Source organism: Micromonospora sp. MP36, from assembly GCF_008119785.1.
Classification (GTDB): domain Bacteria; phylum Actinomycetota; class Actinomycetes; order Mycobacteriales; family Micromonosporaceae; genus Micromonospora.
The window spans coordinates 19,983-37,378 of record NZ_VSFA01000071.1 but is presented as its reverse complement, the minus strand read 5'-3'; the positions used below and the strand labels follow the sequence as shown (position 1 = coordinate 37,378).

The 17,396-nt window shown below is 69.2% G+C and carries 22 protein-coding genes; 16 read left to right on the top strand and 6 right to left on the bottom strand.

Annotated elements, in window-relative coordinates; translation table 11 throughout:
* Nucleotides 1-237: 237 nt before the first annotated feature.
* The 4 genes from FXF52_RS41985 (at nt 238) to FXF52_RS30215 (ending at nt 1,770) form a co-directional block, all read left to right on the top strand.
* On the top strand, nt 238-420 hold the full coding sequence (locus tag FXF52_RS41985; protein WP_187413805.1) for a hypothetical protein: 183 nt from the start codon (nt 238-240) through the stop codon (nt 418-420).
* Nucleotides 421-456: 36 nt separating this feature from the next.
* A complete protein-coding gene (locus tag FXF52_RS41980) occupies nt 457-606 on the top strand; it encodes a hypothetical protein (RefSeq protein WP_187413804.1) in 150 nt (49 codons plus the stop codon).
* A gap of 9 nt (nt 607-615) precedes the next feature.
* The gene (locus FXF52_RS30220) at nt 616-1,017 is read left to right on the top strand and encodes an antibiotic biosynthesis monooxygenase (protein WP_222870761.1); all 402 of its coding nucleotides are present in this window, start codon (nt 616-618) and stop codon (nt 1,015-1,017) included.
* 93 nt (nt 1,018-1,110) lie between these two features.
* Nucleotides 1,111-1,770, top strand: coding sequence for a DsbA family oxidoreductase (locus tag FXF52_RS30215; RefSeq protein ID WP_148801857.1), 660 nt, complete (start codon nt 1,111-1,113; stop codon nt 1,768-1,770).
* 105 nt (nt 1,771-1,875) lie between these two features.
* On the opposite strand, the gene FXF52_RS30210 is transcribed toward FXF52_RS30215, so the two are convergent.
* A complete protein-coding gene (locus FXF52_RS30210; protein WP_148801855.1) occupies nt 1,876-2,268 on the bottom strand; it encodes a hypothetical protein in 393 nt (130 codons plus the stop codon).
* 192 nt (nt 2,269-2,460) lie between these two features.
* On the opposite strand from FXF52_RS30210, the gene FXF52_RS30205 reads away from it, so the two are divergent.
* Nucleotides 2,461-2,949 (top strand): S1 RNA-binding domain-containing protein, encoded by a 489-nt coding sequence (locus FXF52_RS30205; RefSeq protein ID WP_148801853.1) that lies wholly within the window; start codon nt 2,461-2,463, stop codon nt 2,947-2,949.
* Nucleotides 2,950-3,150: 201 nt separating this feature from the next.
* Here FXF52_RS30205 and FXF52_RS30200 read toward each other — a convergent pair whose 3' ends face one another.
* Nucleotides 3,151-3,741: a hypothetical protein gene (locus tag FXF52_RS30200; protein WP_148801851.1), complete on the bottom strand. Its 591-nt coding sequence runs from the start codon at nt 3,739-3,741 to the stop codon at nt 3,151-3,153.
* 883 nt (nt 3,742-4,624) lie between these two features.
* Between FXF52_RS30200 and FXF52_RS30190 the strand changes: the two genes are divergently transcribed.
* The gene (locus FXF52_RS30190) at nt 4,625-6,796 is read left to right on the top strand and encodes a UvrD-helicase domain-containing protein (protein WP_148801848.1); all 2,172 of its coding nucleotides are present in this window, start codon (nt 4,625-4,627) and stop codon (nt 6,794-6,796) included.
* Here the strand turns inward: FXF52_RS30190 and FXF52_RS30185 are convergent.
* Nucleotides 6,689-7,186: a hypothetical protein gene (locus FXF52_RS30185; RefSeq protein ID WP_148801846.1), complete on the bottom strand. Its 498-nt coding sequence runs from the start codon at nt 7,184-7,186 to the stop codon at nt 6,689-6,691. The two genes, FXF52_RS30190 and FXF52_RS30185, sit on opposite strands and share 108 nt — an antisense overlap.
* Nucleotides 7,183-8,109, bottom strand: coding sequence for an ABC transporter ATP-binding protein (locus FXF52_RS30180; protein WP_148801844.1), 927 nt, complete (start codon nt 8,107-8,109; stop codon nt 7,183-7,185). The genes FXF52_RS30185 and FXF52_RS30180 overlap by 4 nt, the downstream gene beginning before the upstream one ends.
* A gap of 659 nt (nt 8,110-8,768) precedes the next feature.
* Here FXF52_RS30180 and FXF52_RS30175 point away from each other — a divergent pair.
* From FXF52_RS30175 to FXF52_RS30165, 3 genes are all read left to right on the top strand, one after another.
* Nucleotides 8,769-9,161 (top strand): SCO5389 family protein, encoded by a 393-nt coding sequence (locus tag FXF52_RS30175; RefSeq protein ID WP_148801842.1) that lies wholly within the window; start codon nt 8,769-8,771, stop codon nt 9,159-9,161.
* Nucleotides 9,151-10,188, top strand: a complete 1,038-nt coding sequence (locus FXF52_RS30170; RefSeq protein ID WP_148801840.1) for an LLM class flavin-dependent oxidoreductase — start codon at nt 9,151-9,153, stop codon at nt 10,186-10,188. Before FXF52_RS30175 ends, FXF52_RS30170 begins: the two co-directional genes overlap by 11 nt.
* A gap of 138 nt (nt 10,189-10,326) precedes the next feature.
* Entirely contained in the window at nt 10,327-11,304 is a 978-nt protein-coding gene (locus tag FXF52_RS30165; protein WP_148801838.1) for an ATP-binding protein, read from the top strand.
* A 16-nt stretch (nt 11,305-11,320) separates the two neighbouring features.
* On the opposite strand, the gene FXF52_RS30160 is transcribed toward FXF52_RS30165, so the two are convergent.
* A complete protein-coding gene (locus FXF52_RS30160; protein WP_187413803.1) occupies nt 11,321-11,713 on the bottom strand; it encodes a Fur family transcriptional regulator in 393 nt (130 codons plus the stop codon).
* 509 nt (nt 11,714-12,222) lie between these two features.
* Here FXF52_RS30160 and FXF52_RS41970 point away from each other — a divergent pair.
* The 7 genes from FXF52_RS41970 (at nt 12,223) to FXF52_RS30125 (ending at nt 16,880) form a co-directional block, all read left to right on the top strand.
* On the top strand, nt 12,223-12,363 hold the full coding sequence (locus FXF52_RS41970) for a hypothetical protein (RefSeq protein ID WP_187413802.1): 141 nt from the start codon (nt 12,223-12,225) through the stop codon (nt 12,361-12,363).
* Nucleotides 12,360-13,082 (top strand): TIGR03943 family protein, encoded by a 723-nt coding sequence (locus tag FXF52_RS30150; RefSeq protein ID WP_148801832.1) that lies wholly within the window; start codon nt 12,360-12,362, stop codon nt 13,080-13,082. Before FXF52_RS41970 ends, FXF52_RS30150 begins: the two co-directional genes overlap by 4 nt.
* Before the next feature lie 102 nt (nt 13,083-13,184).
* Entirely contained in the window at nt 13,185-14,135 is a 951-nt protein-coding gene (locus tag FXF52_RS30145) for a metal ABC transporter substrate-binding protein (protein WP_148801830.1), read from the top strand.
* Complete coding sequence (locus FXF52_RS30140; RefSeq protein ID WP_148801828.1) at nt 14,128-14,898, top strand: metal ABC transporter ATP-binding protein; 771 nt, start codon at nt 14,128-14,130, stop codon at nt 14,896-14,898. Before FXF52_RS30145 ends, FXF52_RS30140 begins: the two co-directional genes overlap by 8 nt.
* 4 nt (nt 14,899-14,902) lie before the next feature.
* Nucleotides 14,903-15,772, top strand: a complete 870-nt coding sequence (locus tag FXF52_RS30135) for a metal ABC transporter permease (RefSeq protein ID WP_148801826.1) — start codon at nt 14,903-14,905, stop codon at nt 15,770-15,772.
* On the top strand, nt 15,769-16,599 hold the full coding sequence (locus FXF52_RS30130) for a metal ABC transporter permease (protein WP_255472488.1): 831 nt from the start codon (nt 15,769-15,771) through the stop codon (nt 16,597-16,599). Before FXF52_RS30135 ends, FXF52_RS30130 begins: the two co-directional genes overlap by 4 nt.
* Nucleotides 16,596-16,880, top strand: coding sequence for a helix-turn-helix transcriptional regulator (locus FXF52_RS30125; RefSeq protein ID WP_187413801.1), 285 nt, complete (start codon nt 16,596-16,598; stop codon nt 16,878-16,880). The genes FXF52_RS30130 and FXF52_RS30125 overlap by 4 nt, the downstream gene beginning before the upstream one ends.
* Nucleotides 16,881-17,090: 210 nt before the next feature.
* Here the strand turns inward: FXF52_RS30125 and rpsN are convergent, their stop codons facing one another.
* Nucleotides 17,091-17,396, bottom strand: a complete 306-nt coding sequence (gene rpsN, locus FXF52_RS30120; RefSeq protein ID WP_148801822.1) for a 30S ribosomal protein S14 — start codon at nt 17,394-17,396, stop codon at nt 17,091-17,093.

Below are 17,396 nucleotides of genomic sequence, written 5' to 3'. Positions count from 1 at the left end.
AGGTGCTGTGCGGGATCTTGTTCGTGTTGCATACCGGCATCCAGTGGGAGTTCCTGCCCCAATAGCTGGGGTTCGGCTCGGGGATGACGTGCTGGCGGCGTCTGGAGGAGTGGAATTCCCTGGGCTCCGCTTTTCGGATCGAGGGTTCGCGGCACGGCCTGCCGCTGGGAGCCGTTCCGGATCGGGCCGAGTTGGCAGGCGGACGGCAGCATCGGCGCGCCGGCGCACACGGTCGACGTGCCCGTCGCGTTGCGCCTGGACTTCGCCGCAGGTTCGGTCTGGTTCATCGCTGGCATCCCTCAGCTGCCCGACCCACGGCGCGTCTTCATCCTCGGCGACGAAATCATGGTGGCCTTCTCCGCCGAGAAGATGCGCGACATGGGCTTCGACGACCCCGCCTTCCTTGGAACATCCGAGTGACCAGCCCGGCCAGTCCGTGCCCCAACGGTGGCCGTGGTGCACCTGATCAAGAGGTTCGGTTGGCTGCCGCACACGACCGGCGGCTACTTCCGCGCACCTGATCTTGGTGGGGCGCGACCCAAGCGGCGCTACCTGCCTCTGACAGTGGTGCTGCAACACCCCACCGTTGATCTCAACTTTGGTTGAGGTTGCAGGATGGCAACAGGCCTGCCCGGCATGTTGAGGAGTATGTACGTGAGTACAGATGCCAGCTTCTACTCGATCATCGACTACACGGTTGACGGCCTCGGTACCCAACAGGAGTTGGTAGCGGTTTTCGCGGAGATCCAGGAGCGCTGGGTGCGCTTTTATCCTGGCTACCAGTCGGCCCGCTTCCATGTAAGCACCGACGGCACCCGGGTGTACAACATCGTGCGTTGGGCCAGCGAGGCGGACTACCACAACTTTGTGGAGACCTCAGACGCCGAAGGCCGGATGGCCGCCATCCGTAAGGCCCTGGAGGGCCTGTCCGGCAAGGCCGAGCCGCGCATGAGTGGCGTTCCCACCTACACCGTCGTCCGCGAGGTTGGTCCGGGACCACAGCGTCTCGACGCCTAACCGAATGGACCACACCCGGTGTCTACCTCGGCTGGGGAACACGGGCCGAGGCAGACACCGGGTGACCGATAGCCACCTCACCGAAGGACGTTCATGAGAGTAGAGGTCTACGCCGATGTGCTGTGCCCATGGTGCTATATCGGCAAGAGACGCCTGACCGCCGCGCTGGAGCACGTCACCGAGCGGGACAAGGTACAGATCATCTGGCGCAGTTTCGAACTGGCACCTGATGAAGGCCGGACCCCCGGCCTCACCGCCGCGGAGGCCATGACGGGTTGGTGGGGGGATCAGGCGCCGACTCGGATAGCCAGAATTGAGGCTCTGGGCGCTGCGGAAGGCCTGACGATCAACCTGCATCGGGCCCGACCGGTCAACACCTTCGACGCGCACCGACTGTGCCACCTCGCCGCTGACCGAGGCCGAGCCGACCAGATGATGGAGCAACTGCTGCGCGCCTACCACACCGACGGGCTCAACGTCGCCGACCCGCAGGTCCTGCAACGCCTCGGCGGCGAGGCAGGGCTCGCTGACGCCGAGGTCCGCGCTGTCCTGACCGGCGACGACTACGCCGAAGACGTCCGAGCCGACCGGCGTCGCGCGGCCGAACACGGCGTCACCGGCGTCCCCTCGTTGGTGATCAATGGCGGGCGCCCAGTGTCGGCCATCCAGCTCCCCACTCAGCTTCGTCGACTACTGGAGACTGACCGCCCTGTGCGGGGCGCCAGGCCAAACCTCAGTGGTTCATCGAGATGATCACCTGCACTGACATCGGCAATACCGAGCATCGTCTTGATTGACCTACTGTGACGCTGCGTGACGCCGCGGTCAGCGGCAGAAGCAGACGCTCGGTCAGCGACCTCAACGGCGCGCGGTGAGGGGCACGAGGACGAGGATGGCTACGCCAAGTGCGGTGGTGCCGACAGCCCACCACCAGAAGAATCCCGAAAAGACTGAGGCGATCAGGAGCCCTACGCCGAGGCCGGCTAACAGGCCGAGTCCGAACAAGGCCCGTGGGGGCAGGGCGAGGTACGGCAGGCGCCGTACCACGAGCACTTCGAGCCAGGTGCCGCCGAACGCCAGCAGTGCCGCGCCGACCCCGTCTACGGCGGATAGGCCGTGACCTTCGCTGACCCGCACGAGGACTGGGCCCTCGTCACCGGCGGGGACGAACAGGATGAGCACGCCGGCGACGATGAGCAGAGCGGTGATTGCCACCTGGGCGCGTGGCGCACCCCCGATTCCCTGAGACATCGCTTAAGTCTTGGTCATCCGCCATGGTCTCCGCATGAGCCGTATCGCCGAACTTCGAATGCCGGCGGCATCGCCGCGTCCTGATGCCGCCTTCCTCGCCCAACCCGGCGAGATCCGCCGGCACCGACCAGCGGCAGAAGCGTGCATCTGGTCAGGAGCCGCAAGTCGCTACCTCGGCTATACAGTTCTGCCATGTCTGGAGGTCAGCCGAAGCGCGGCACGGTGGTGCGTGGAATCATCTCAGAGATCCACAACTTCGGCGTCTTCGTGCGTCTCGAAGGGGACCCGGCCGGCTCGCCCGGCACCGGGTTCATTCGGATTCCGGAGCTGACCTGGGAGTACTTCTGCGACCCTGCCGACGTGGTGCACGCTGGCCAGCAGGTCTCCGCCGAGGTGCTCGACTTCGACGCCACCCGTGGACAGGTGCAGCTGTCGCTGAAGGCGTTGCAGGAGGATCCACTGGTCCAGTTCGCGGACCGGGTCGGTGAGGTGTTGTCCGGTCCGGTCGTCAAGGTGGTGCCGTTCGGTGTCTTCGTCCGCGTCGCGCCGGGCATCGCGGGACTGCTCCACGAGTCAGTTCTGACCCGGGAGCCAGGGATGGGAGAGATGATCACCGTCACGATCGCCGAGGTGGACCGGCCGCGGCGCCAAGTGCGGCTGGAACTCGCGCCGACGCGTTGATCGGTCGCCCACTACGAGCCGCCCGAATCAACACCGTCGACAACGGTATGAGCGGTCGTCTGTCAGTCCATGCTGCAGGACCGCGAGGTTGCGGCGGCGGATCACCTCGATCACCTGATGTAGTCGACGCAGGTGCACACGATCTGCCCGGGCGATGTGGGCACGTGATAGCAGCGGTTGGGTCGGTGATCGGCCAGGCGGTCACTGGTGCTCCTCGCGCCAGACGTTGAACCGGGCCTCGTGGGTCCGCGACGCCGGGACGGTGCTGTTGGCTCCGCCAGGCATCGCCCACCGCGAGCCAGGCCGCTGTAGCCAGCACCGTGGCGCCCACCGCCGCGATCGAGGGGCGGTCCCATGGCGGCGGACCGCGCGGCCCATGACCCAGGCATACCCGCCGAGCACGAGCAACGCCGTCACGGCCACATTGGTGAGGGAGCCGAGCAGGGCGGTCAGCCCCGATGGGAGGAGGGCGAGAAACACCAGGGTGACCAGCGTGAACACCCCAACCATCGGCACGGCCCGACCGATTCGGCGCAGCCGCTCCCGTGGTTCCTGCGGGGTCTCCGTGGTGGGGCGCGCTGCCGCGAAATGCTTGACTGACGAAAACAGCGACAAGGGACCGGACCACCGGGGCGACCAGTCCCTCTTGGCCGGGCGGACGGTGATCGCGCAGGCGGCCAGGACGTTGTCGGGGGTGATCTTCTCGAGGCGTGGCGGCGCGGCGACACGGCGGCACCTCAGCCGTTGTTCGGCGGCTACCTCGACGCCTCGGCGGGGCGAACCGGTCCGCATCCGCTCCTGCCGGCGACAGCACCGTTGTGGGGCTCGGCCTGCCGGAAGGCCATGAGCGGATGCCGATGGTGCACCATCGCATCAGAGTGGCTTCGCGCAGGCGATCTTGGTCGAGTGGGTCGAGAGTGGCGCGCGGCCGAGCGGGGGCTCGGCGACCGGGGGGCCGCGCGCCACCCGTGATCGGTATTGCGTGACCCGACGTTGACAGGCAAGCACCGGCTTGCATAAACGATCGACGGCCGCCCAGCGCTGCGCTTCCAACGCGCGCTTGCCCACCCGACCGAGCCCCGGTGGCGCGGAGTCTGCCGAGCAGGACCTCGTGCAGTCGTTGCCACACGCCGGCGTCGTTACAGTCCCGCAGTATGCGCCAGCAGGGCATCCCTGAGCCAAACCCGAGAGCGGTCGTCGAGTGGTTGGCAACCCAATAGGGGTGTCTTCCCAGCTGATCGCGGTGTGCAGAACGAACAGGATGCCTTGCGGGCACAGGTGGTCCGGCAGTTCAACCGCGTCGGCACGCGCTCAGGGCGTAACGAAATACCGCAGGGCTGCGGTAGCCGTCGGCGCTGATGACGACCTCACGATAGGAGGTGTCGCCTGCGGCCGTATCGGCCCATCCGTGGTGCTCGTCCTGGCCGATGTTCGCACGGTGGTCGAGTCGCCCGCGAGCAGTGCCGCCGTCGGCATTCAGATCAGATAAGGACCGAACTGTCAATAAGCGAATCAAGATTGGGTGAGGCCACAATCGAGCCGAAACTGCAAGGCATTGAGATTCCCATCTCTGCCGGCGGAGTTCCTGGCCGACGAGGGAAACCAACTCTATGCTTGCCGCCGAATGCGCTGCGGCCCATCCGGGCCGAGGGGACACCGATACAAGGATTTGCGAATGCGCCGGAAGTCTGCTCTGAACAACGGCACTGCTGGCGTCAACGACGTAACACCGAACGGCGAACCGCCGACTTCTACGGCAGAGGGCACCGCGCGCCGATCCGCGGTCGCCGAGGAACAGGAGTTTCTCGACTTGGCCACGGCCCGGCGCGACAGACTGGTCGACCACCTACAGGTCGAGCTTTCGTCAGAGGCCCTGGACTCGTTGGAACGGGCCCGGCAGCGCATGCTCCGCCAGCAGTACGAAGAGCTACGGCGAGCACGGGAAGGGCTGGTCTTCGGCCGCCTCGACGGCCTCGATGGCACCGTGCGACATGTGGGCCGTGTCGGTCTCCGCAACGACGGCGAGGACAGCGAGCCACTGCTGGTGGACTGGCGCGCTCCCGCAGCGCGACCGTTCTACACCGCGACGGCCGTCGACTCACAAGGTCAGGCCCGGCGCCGTCACATACGCACGACGGGATCGGTCGTCGTCGGCGTGGACGACGAGCCACTGGACGGGACCATAACGGCGGAACTCGTCGGTGAAGGCGCTCTACTTGCCGCCCTCGACCAGCGGCGCACCGGCCGCATGGCAACGGCGATCTCCACGCTGCAACGCGAACAGGACGACATCATCCGGGCCGAGGCGACCGGCCCGCTGATCGTTCAGGGCGGTCCCGGCACCGGCAAGACCGTGGTGGCTCTGCACCGCGTCGCCTACCTGCTGTTCGCCCACCGAAAGATGGCCGACCAAGCGGTCCTGGTCCTCGGCCCCTCGCCGCGGTTCCTCCAGTACATCGCTCAGGTGCTACCCGCGCTCGGTGAGACCGCCGTCGTCTCGGCGACCTGCGACACTCTGCTGCCCGAGATCCGCGTGGGCCGCGACGAGAGCCGGCTTCTCGCCGAAATCAAGGGCCGCGCCCTCTGGCAACCCGCGCTCGAAAACTACGTCACGTCGCTGCTCCCCCGGCCCCGTGAGCTGAAGCTGCGCTGGGAGGGCGAGTTCTACGTCATCACAGCCGCCACAGTGGCACAGGCGCTCGCCTCGGCGGTGCAGGGACGCCCGTACCACCGCGCCCGCACGGCGTTCGCCGAGCAGCTGCACCACATCCTTGCCGAAGCCGTCGCAGAGCAGCGCGAGGCGCTGATGAACGAGATGGAGGAGGGCTTCGAGGACATCCTCGCCCGCGTCGACAGGGGAATGCAGCATGACCACCATGTCGGCAGGAGGTCCACCGGCAGTGACGTCGACGGATTGCTCTCCGAGGAAGAGATAGAGAATCTTCGTTATCGTATCGCGGAGAACGCCACCATCGCCCGGTTCATCGAGGCATGGTGGCCCACCCTCGACGCCGAAACCCTACTGTGTGATCTCCTGACCGACCGCACCCTGCTAGCCCGGTTTGCCCCGCAGTTGTCCATGGAGGAGATCACCGCCGTCTCGGCCGAGCCCGCACTGTGGGCATCGAGCGACATCCCCCTGCTCGACGCCCTCGCCGACCTGCTAGGCGAGGTCGAAGCCCCGCAGCCACAGGGCGAGTTCGTCGCCGATCATGCTCGCCGGCAGCGCGACTGGGTGTACGGCCACGTCGTCATCGACGAGGCGCAAGAGCTGTCCGAGATGCAGTGGCAAATGGTCCTACGGCGTTGTCCCAGTCGCTCCATCACCGCGGTCGGCGACATCGATCAAGCGGAGGCAGCACACCGGCACACCAGCTGGGCACAAGCGGTGCAGGCTGCTTTCGGAGACCGCTGGACCGGCGCGGAACTCACCATCTGCTACCGAACCCCGCGTGAGGTTATGGACCTCACCGAACCCGTCTTGAAAAAAGCTGGCAGCCACAACGCGCCACCACGGGCGGTACGCTCCTCCGGCATCGCCCCCTGGGTGCTCACGATCACGCCCGCCGAGCTTGCCGGCGCCGCTGCCCAAGCTGTGCGACAGCTGCAGCAACGGTGGCATGGCGGTACGGTTGGCGTCATCGCCCCCGCCGACCGCATCGCCGAACTCCTAGCCGTGCTGAGCGATGTGCCGGTGCTCACCGCGACCCAGTCCAAGGGACTGGAATGGGACGCGACATTACTCATTGACCCCCAGGGCATCGCCGCTGAACCACGCGGCTGGAACGGCCTCTACGTCGCGCTCACCCGATGCACCCAGGAACTCGGACAGCTGGTGCTCACGTAGCAATCGCCACACCCATGGACAGAATCTCCGGATGTTGGGCGCGCCCTGCCCGTACTCACCCGCGGCGACCAGCACGCCGAGCACGCCGAGCGCCAGCTGACCGAACCGTACGCCGAACAGTGTCAGGGCCACCGCGCTCGCGTTGACGAACTCCCCCGAGCCCGCCCGGGTGCCGCCAGAGGTGGCCAGCGACTTGTACCGCACTGCCGCGATGCTGCCGAACACCAGCAGGCCGGCCAGCCCGAGGGCGAGCGTGATCCAGGTGGAGCGCAGCGTCCACAGCTTCGCCCACTCCGAGCGGAGCACCCGCCGCCCAGTGACCTTGTACGCGGGCCGCGACACCGGCCCGGCGCCGGCTCCGGCCGGGCGAGGCTCCATGACAGTGCTCATGCCGCCACCCCGCTCGTCACGGCACCGTGGTACTCCACGGCGTCCCTCGTCAGATCCATGAACGCCTCCTCCAGCGATACGTGCTTCGGGGTGAGCTCGAACAGGGCGATGCCGTGCTCGGCGGCCACGAGCCCGATCTGCCGTGCCGACAGGCCGCTCACCTGCAGCTGCTCGGAGCCGGCCCGCCCGGTGATCTCGACGCCCGGGCCGGCCAGTGCGGCCCGCAGCCGGGCCGGGTCCGCGGTGGCCACGGTGACGGTGTCGCCGCCGGCCTGGCGCACCAGGTCCTGCACGGTGCTGTCGGCGAGCAGCCGTCCGCGCCCGACGACGATGAGGTGCTCGGCGACGAGCGCCACCTCGGCCATCAGGTGCGACGACACAAACACCGTGCGGCCCTCGGCGGCGAGCCCGGCGAGCAGGTTGCGTATCCACAGCACGCCCTCGGGGTCGAGGCCGTTGACGGGCTCGTCGAGCATCACCGTGGCCGGGTCGCCGAGCAGCGCGGCGGCGATGCCGAGCCGCTGCCCCATGCCCAGCGAAAACGACCCGGCACGCTTGCGCGCCACGGACTGCAACCCGGTCAGTTCGATCATCTCGTCGACCCGCCGCCGCGGGATACCGTGGGTGTGGGAGAGGACCATCAGGTGGTCGAACGCGGTGCGGCCCGGGTGGATCGACCGCGCCTCCAGCAGCGCTCCGACCTCCTGCAGCGGCGCCGTGTGGCGCGCGTACCGCCGGCCGTTGACGGTCACCGACCCGCTGGTCGGAGCGTCCAGCCCGATGATCAAGCTCATGGTGGTGGACTTCCCCGCACCGTTCGGCCCGAGGAACCCGGTCACCATGCCGGGCTTCACCTCGAAGTCGAGGCGGTCGACCGCCGTCTTCTCGCCGTACCGCTTCGTCAGCTGCCGTGCCTCGATCATCGGCCATCCCTCGCCTCGACCCCGCCGCGTTTCCGGCGTCCCGTCAAGGACGCTAGAGACCGAACGCCCTCCGGCGGCGGTACCACGGAATGATCTCCCGGTTCCGGCGTAGTACCGCAGTACCCACCCGGACAGGCAGCAGCGTCGCGGGATTGGTCGTCTCCGTGCTCGGTCGACGGCAACGGGCGGGCACCGGTGAGAGGGGCGCCGCGTCGCCTCAGGGATCTATCTATTGCCGGAGGTACCAGCTCCATAAGCAGTCCCTGCGATGACAGCCGATTTCATCTTTGGTGCCTGGCATCCGATATCGCGGCGGGCGGCTGCACGGTCACACCGATGAAGAGGCGAACGGAGGCGAAGAGGCGCGGCCGACGTGCGCCCCTGGGTGAGCGACGCCGGCCGGGTCCGCCTCACCTGAGGTACGTACCCCCTGCCTCGCGGACGAGATCACGATAATGAATTCCGATTCGAATGTCACCGAACGTGCGGCAGCGGCTTGCATCAGTCCGCACCAGCGATGCGCCGGTCCGAGCAAAGACGACCAGCAGTGGCCACCTGGGCCGGGATAGGTGTCGAGTGTTGACGTGGACCCGGTGACGTGATGTGCTCGGAGCGTAACGCTAACGGCAATCATGGTCGTTAAGGCCCTGAGGAGGACCATGTCTCTCACCGTGCCGCCTGCCCTGCTCGAAGCCGCCGAGACCGGCCCCGTGGACGACGACGCCTTCGTCGCCTGCGTCCGGGACTCCCTTCCGTACGCCTGGGACACCGTCAGTCGTGTGGTCGCCGACCTGGAATCGTCTGACACCGCATTCGCCGACAACGTCGTACCACCGCCCACCGAGGCGGAGCGCGGGCAGTTGCTGCGCGCGCTGGCCAGCGACGCCATCCGGGCGAGCCTGGAGCGCCACTTCGGGGTGAAGCTGGCGTTCCAGAACTGCCACCGGGTGGCGGCGTTCCGGCTGGGCGCCGTGGACTCCGACACGTACCGCAGGTTCATCTCGACCCGGGGACAACTGCTCAACCAGTCACCAGAGCTGCGTGACTGCTGAACCGCCCGACACCTCGCGGCCCGGCGAGCAGGTCCAATGGCACCTGTTCCTGCTCGCCGGGCACCGCACCGGCGGCACGCACGCGCAGGCGTTGGCGGACGCGCACCGCTACGGCCTGGCCGCGGAGGCCGCCGGCTACGCCGGCGTCTGGGTCGCCGAGCACCATTTCATCTCCTACGGTGTGTGCCCGTCTGCCATCACCTTCGCGGCGCACCTGCTCGGGGCGACCCGCCGCATCACCGTCGGCACCGCCGCCTGCGTGCTGTCGGTCCGACACCCGGTGAGCCTGGCCGAGGAGGCGGTGCTGCTCGACGAACTGTCCGGGGGCCGGTTTCGACTGGGGGTCGCCCGGGGCGGACCATGGGTAGACCTCGAGGTTTTCGGCACCGGCCTGGATCGCTACACGCACGGCTTCGCCGACGCGGTGGAGATCGTGCTGCGGTGGCTGTCCGGCGCGGCGCAGGTCGCCGGCAACGGGAGGTTCCCCTTCCGGCGGGTGCAGGTGGTGCCCCGGCCCCGCCGGCGGGTGCCGACGTGGGTCGCGGCGACCTCACCCGCCACCGTGGACCTCGCCGCCCGCCGCGGCCTCCCGCTGCTGCTCGGCCTGCACGCCGACCTGGCGGAGAAGCGGTCGTTGGTCGACCGGTACACGCAGGTCGCCGCCGCGCACGGCCACGACAGCACGCAGGTGCCGCACGCCAGCGCCCATCTGGCGCACGTCGAGGACACCGACGCGGATGCAGCCCGGACGGTGCGAGAGCGGCTCCCGGAGTTGCTGGCCGGCACCAGGGAGTACGTCCGTCTCGACGGCGCCATGGCCGGTCCGCCCGACATCGACGAGTACGTCCGACGTCTGATCGCCATGCACCCGGTCGGGTCGCCGCGGCGCTGCCGGGCGGCCGTGGACGCGGCCGCGGCACTTCCCGGTGTGCGGCATCTGCTGTTTCTGGTCGAAATGACCGGGGACCGCGCGACGACCCTGCGCACCATACGACGGTTCAGCGGCGAGGTGTTGCGCCGGAGGTAGTGGCGACCGAGAAGTGGATGGACTGCCCGATGGCGAATCGTTGCGGCGAGTCGCCCGGATACCGCTCGGCAGGCCCGACCCATCACGTACGCTCCCGCTCATGGAAATGGTTTCCAATAGAAGGGGAGGGCGGCAGCGGTGAAGGTCGCGTTCGTGGGCAAGGGCGGCAGCGGCAAGACCACTCTCGCCGCGCTGTTCGCCCGCTATCTCGTGGGCCAGGGCCTGCCGGTGCTCGCCATCGACGCCGACATCAACCAGCACCTCGCTGCCGCCCTCGGCGGCGATGCGGACGCGCCGCCGCCGGTGAAGCCGCTCGGTGAGCACCTGCCGGCCATCAAGGCCTACCTTCGCGGCGCCAACCCCCGCATCACCGGTGCGGATCGAATGGTCAAGACGACTCCGCCGGGGCGCGGTTCGCGGCTGCTGCGGGTGGTCGAGGACAACCCGATCTACAACGCCTGCGTGCGGGAGGTCGGTGGAGTGCGGTTGGCGGTCACCGGCGAGTTCGCCGCCGAGGATCTCGGGGTGGCCTGCTACCACTCGAAGGTGGGAGCGGTGGAGCTGCTGCTCAACCACATGCTCGACGGACCCGGCGAGTACGTGGTGGTGGACATGACCGCGGGCGCGGACTCGTTCGCCTCCGGACTGTTCACCCGCTTCGACCGCACCGTGCTGGTGTGCGAGCCGACCGTGCGCAGCGTCGGGGTCTACCGGCAGTACGCCGGCTACGCCCGCGACTACGGCGTGGCCCTGTCGGTGGTCGGGAACAAGGTCGAGGACGCTACCGACCTGGAGTTCCTCCGCGAGCACGTCGGCGGCGACCTGTTGACCTGGTTCAGCAGATCCGGCTACGTACGCCGAGCGGAACGGGGCACCGTCGGCCCACTGACCGAACTCGAGCCCGCCAACCAGGCAGCTCTCGCCCAGCTCCTTGAGGCGGTGGACGACACACCGCAGGACTGGGCGGCCTTCACCCGGTGGGCGCACGAGTTCCACCGGCGCAACGCCGCCGCGTGGGCCAACGAGCGCGCCGGGGCGGATCTCACCGATCAGATCGATCCGCAGTTCCGGATGGGACCGCAGGCGGTCAGCGAGCCCGCGGTGGTGGGTCGCTGACCCACGGAGCCGCCCGTCAGGCAGCGCATTTGCCGCAGGTGCCGAAGATCTCCAGAGTGTGACCGACGTCGGTGAAACCGTGCTGGCTGGCCACCTGGTCGGCCCACCGCTCCACGGCAGGGCCGGCGACTTCGACCGCGCGGCCGCACTCCCGGCACACCAGGTGATGGTGGTGCCGGCTCTGGCTGCACCGCCGGTACAGATATTCCCCGCCTGGCAACCTGGTCGAGTCGATCTCGCCGCTGTCCACCAGCATCTGCAGCGTCCGGTAGACGGTGGTCAGGCCGACTCGCGCCTTGCGGTCGATGAGCATCTGGTGCAGCTGCTGCGCGCTGTGGAAGCCCTCCACCTCGCGCAGCAGCGCCAGCACCTCGGCGCGCTGCCGGGTGTTGCGGGTCGCTGTGGGCATTGCCTCTGTCACCGTCTGCCGTCTCCGCTCGTCACGGCGCCTGCCTCGGCGCCCGATTCCTTTTCTGCCCGTGGCCCTGGTGGTCACGTGACATCGGAACCCATTATGCATTGCGCATATGTTCACACCCCGTGTGTTCGCCGGCCTGTGCGTGGTCCAGCGCATGGAGCCACCGCAGGGCCCGCGGCGCAATCGGCGCCGTGAACAGATCGCCATTCGCGATGCCCGCCCCCGGCTCCCTACGGCGATGCGCGTCACACGTCTGAACTCCCTGTGATGGGGTGATCACACTAGGATGCGATCGTTGACCGGAGAAGGTGATTCGTCCTGAGCACCGCAGCCGACGTCACGCCAACCGTTTCGGCGACCCCAGACCTCCCGCCCGCCACCCCCCATCGCAGGGACCGGGCGATCGGCTCGGTCGAGGTGTTGGTCGCCCTGCTCATCCTGGTCGGCATCCTGCACCGGCAGGTCGGCGCACTGGTTTCCGACCCGCGTCTGCAGAACTCGTGTCCATGCAGGCCGGCATGTTCGGGCGGCGGTTCGCCGCCCGGTTCGCCCCGGCCACCTTCGCCCTCGCCGTGCTCGTCGCGGTCGCGGTCGCGGTCGCGGTCGCGGTCGCGGTCGCGGTCGGGACGATGATCTGGTGAACCGGGCCGCTCAGGCCGTGGTGATGGTGTTCCTCGGCGGCGCGATCCTGCGCGTCAGCGTCACCGACCTGTACCTGCGCTACGTCAAACAGGGACTGCGACCGTTCCTCATCGCCGCCGGAACGCTGCTGGTCATCACCGCGATCGTGGCACTCCTGCAGGAGCTGCGCCATCTCAACGGGCCGGAGGCCGGGCCGGACGACGACGGGCACGGGCACGGCCACTCGGGACCGGCCGTCGGCTGGTTGCTGCTGCTGCCGGCGCTAGCCCTGCTCTTCGTCGTCCCGCCGGCACTCGGCGCCGACACCGCCGCACGTGCCGGCTCCGCCCTGACCGACAACCGGGAGGTCGCCTACCCGCCCCTGCCGCCCGGCGACCCGGCCGAGCTCACCCTCCTCGACTACGGCTACCGGGCCGTCTATGACCACGGCCGGACCCTGCAGGACTGGCGCATCCAGCTGACCGGCTTCCTCGCCCCCGGGCCGGACCGGCAGCCCATGCTCGCCCGCATCATCCTCAGCTGCTGTGCCGCCGACGGCGTCCCCATCAAGATCGGCCTGCGTGGCCAGGTGCCGCAGGCGCCGGCGAACACCTGGGTACGGACCACTGGCCGGTGGGTTCCGCACACCGTCAAGGACCCCGTCAACGACGCCGATGTTCCCTATTTCCAGGTGGAGGACTGGCAACACATCCCCGCACCCGCCGAACCGTACGAGTAGGACCGGCGATGGTTGCACGGGTGCTGATATGAGCACCTGACAGCTAGACGGGCTTATTGGAAATGGATACCGTTCCGCTCATCCAATGAGCAAGGAGCGGTTGTGAACCTGTCCATCCGTACGCTCGGCACCGTCCTGGCTATAGCGACGATCGGCGCCGCCGCTGGCTGCGGTGCCGAAACCGACACCGGCACCGCGACCGCGGCGAAGAACGGCACTATCGCGGTGGTCGCCACGACGCCCGAGGTGGCCGATTTCACGCGCAACGTCGGCGGCGACGCCGTCAGGGTCACCCAGATCATCAAGCCGAACGCCGATCCCCACGACTACGAGCCCACTCCCGCCGACATCCAGGCGATCGGGGCCGCCAAGCTCGTCATCAAGAACGGCGTCGGACTAGAGGAATGGCTCGACGACACCATCTCCTCGGCCGGTTTCAAGGGAACCGTCGTCGACACCTCCCAGGGAGTGGCCCTGCGCAAGGGCGACCCCGGCGACGAGGAGATGAAGGAGGGCGACCCGCACATCTGGCACAACCCCCGCAATGCCAAGATCATGGCGGAGAACATCGAGAAGGCCCTCGTCACCGCCGACCCCGGCCACGCCGACGCCTACCGGGCGAACTTCCAGGCGTACGCGGCGAAGCTGGACAAGCTCGACGGTGACAACGTGCGGAAGTTCGCCGCCCTGCCGGCGGACGCCCGCAAGCTGGTCACCAACCACGACGCGTTCGGCTACTACATCGACCGCTACCAGCTGCAGTTCATCGGCGCGGTGATCCCCAGCCTGGACACCAGCGCCGAACTGTCCGCCACCCAGATCAACGACCTGGTCGCGAAGATCAAGGCCACCGGCACGAAGGCAATCTTCAGCGAGAGTTCCCTGCCGCCCAAGGCCGCCGAGGCGATCGCCCGCCAGGCAGGCGTGAAGGTGGTCGGCGGGGAGGACGCCCTCTACGGCGACAGCCTCGGCCCCGAAGGCACCCCGCAGGGCACCTACCTCGGCGCCGAGGAACACAACACCGACACCATCGTGGCGGCCCTCGGTGGCTGAGCCCACCGCCGCGCCGGTAGCCGATTCCGCCCTGCACCTCGCGCAGGCCGACGTCGGCTACCGGCGCTGCGCCGTCCTCACCGACGTGAATCTCACGGTGGCGCCCGGCCAGATCGTCGCCCTCGTCGGCGCCAACGGCGCCGGCAAGTCCACCCTCATCAAGGCCGTCGTCGGGCTCGCCGACGTCCTTGCCGGCACGATCACCGTCGCCGGACGGCCGGCGCGGCAGGCCCGCGGCGCGGCCGCCTACGTGCCGCAGGTCGACACCCTCGACGCGGACTTCCCCGTCACCGCCGCCGACGTCGTGCTAATGGGCCGCTACCGGCCCACCCGCTGGCTACGGCAAATCCGTCCGGCCGACCGCGCCGTCGCCGCAGACGCGCTGGCCCGCGTCGGGCTGGCCGACCGCGCACGCACCCGCTTCGGGCTGCTGTCCGGAGGCCAACGCCAACGGGTCCTGCTCGCCCGCGCCATCGCCGCCCAGACCCGACTGATGCTCATGGACGAACCCTTCAACGGGCTCGACGTCACCAGCCAGGACGTCATCGTGACGCAACTGCGGGACCTCGCCGCCGCGGGCACCGCCGTGCTGCTGAGCACCCACGACCTGCGCCTGGCCCGCGACCTCGCCGACACCGCCTGCCTCATCCACGGCGGCCGCGCCGTCACTGGCCCCACCGAACAGATCCTCGCGGAGCTGCCCGGCACCTACGGCTACGGCAGCCAGGCCGCCGACCTGCACGCCGCGCGGCCCGGACGGTGACGCCATGAGTAGTCTCGTCGCGCCGTTCAGCGTGCCGTTCATGGGCCGCGCCCTCGCCGAGCTGCTCCTGCTCGCCTTGGTGTGCGGGCCGGTCAGCGTGCTGGTCTTCCTGCGCCGGCTGGCCTTCGTCGCCGACGCGCTGACCCACACCGTCTTCCCCGGCGTGGTCATCGGATTCCTCGTCGCCGGCTGGACCGGCATCGCCGGCGGCGCCCTCGTCGCCGCCCTGCTGACCGCGGTCGCGCTCACCGTGCTGACCCGCTGGGGGCGGCTCAGCGACGACACCACCGTGGCTGTGCTGCTGACCGCCATGTTCTCCCTCGGCGTGGTGCTCGTGTCCCGTCAGCACTCCTACACCAGCGACCTGACCGCGTTCCTGTTCGGCCGGCTGCTCACCGTCACCCCCGCTCAGCTCGCGCAGACCGCCGTGCTGGCCGCGATCGTGCTCACCGGCCTCGCCGTCACCGCCCGGCCGCTGATCCTGCGGGCCTTCGACCCCATCGCCGCCGCCACCGCCGGGTACCGCCTCACCCTGCTCGATCTCGGGCTCAACACGGCCGTCGCGCTGGTCGTCGTCGCCGCCGTGCAGGCCGTCGGCACCATTCTGGTGATCGCCCTGCTCATCGTGCCCGCCGCCACCGCGCGCCTGCTGACCGACCGGCTCACCGCCATGGCCGTGATCGCCACCGCCGTCACCGGCCTCGCCGCCTACCTGGGCCTGCTGGCCAGCTGGACCGCCTCCGTCCGATACGGCGTCCGGCTCACCTCCGCCGCCGCGGTGGTGCTCACCCTCGTGGCCTGCTACCTGCTCGCCCTGCTCGCTGGCCACCTCCGCCGCAGGCCGCACCGACCCGCTGCGACGGTGACCCGGTGAGCTGGCTACTGCAGGACACCTTCGGCCGCGCCCTGGTCGAAGCCATCACCGTAGGGGTGCTCACCGGACTGGTCGGCGTGCACGTCGTGCTGCGCCGGCTGTCGTTCTTCACCATGACCATGGCCCACGCCACGTTCCCCGGCGTGGTCGCCGCGTCCATCCTCGGCATCAACATCTACCTCGGCGGCGTGGTCGCCGGGCTGCTGACCGCCGCCGCCGTCGCCGCGCTGGCGCGTACCCCTGGTCAAGAGGCCACCGCCGCAACCGGAGTGATCCTCTCCGCCGGTTTCGCGCTCGGCGTCGCGCTGGTCGCCACTCAGAACGGTTTCAGCCGGGACCTGTCCGCCTTCCTCGTCGGCTCGATCCTCACCGTCACCACCGAGAACCTGGTCGTGACCGTCGCCCTGTTGGCGGTCACGGCGGTCGCGCTCGCCGTCGGCGGCCGGCACCTGCTATACGTCGGTTTTGATCCCGCCGGCGCCCGCGCCGCCGGGTACCGCGTCCGGCTGCTCGACCTCGCTCTCCTGCTGCTGGTCGACCTCGTCGTCGTCGCGATCGTGCCCGCCGTCGGCACCATCCTCGCCCTGGCGCTCATCGTCGCCCCCGCCGCGGCCGCCCGCGCCTGGACCGACCGTCTCGCCCCCATGACCGCTCTCGCCGCCACACTCGGTGCCAGCAGCGCCGCCGCGGGACTGTGGTTCTCCCGGCTATGGGATGTTGCTGCCGGTGGCAGCATCTCCCTGACCGCCGCCGCCGTCCTGCTCGGGTCGCTGGCGGTGCACCGCCTGCGCGACGGGTTCCGCACGATCTTCCTCACCGCGCCGTGACCGCAGCGCCCGCCTCGATTGAGGAGATCAGCGAGCTGCTACGCACCATCGCCCACCCGGCGCGCATCCGCATCCTGCAGCAGCTCACGCGAGCCGACGCGTGCGTCACCGAACTCAGCAGCTCGCTGCAGCTATCCGCCTCGCACGTGTCGCACCAGCTTCGGCACCTGCGCCACGCCCGCCTCGTACGCCGCTACCGCCAGCAGGGCCGGATGCACTACGCGCTCACCAGCGTCCCCGCCGTCTCTCTCGTCCTGGACGTGCTCAAGCACTGCAGATGAGCGTGCCAGGCGTCGACGGGCCCGACGCGGACGAACTGTCGATGCAGCGTGGCTCCTCGCCTGGCCCGGAGAGGAGCCACGCCGCGTCGGGTTGTCCAACCGGACTCACCAATCCCCTGCTGACGCACCCGCTCCAGTTGCCTCCGCTGTCGGGAGGACGAGCGCCCGCGCCGACAGCGGCGCGGGCGCTCAGCCCGGTGGTTGGCGTTGTTACCAGGACGCCTTGCGGATCCCCGGCAGCTCGCCCCGCAGCGCCATCTCCCGGAACCGCACCCGCGACAATCCGAAGCGGGTCAGCACACCTCGCGGCCGGCCATCGATGACATCCCGGTTGCGCAGCCGCACCGGACTGGAGTCGCGGGGCAGCTGCGCCAGTTGGCGGACGGCGTCGTCCCGTACCGCCGGTTCGGTGTCCGGGTGGGCGATGGTCCGCTTCAGCTCGGCGCGGCGCTGCGCATGGCGGGTGACCAGGTCGGCGCGGCGGGCCTGTCGGTTCGCGAGGCTCTTGCGGGCCAT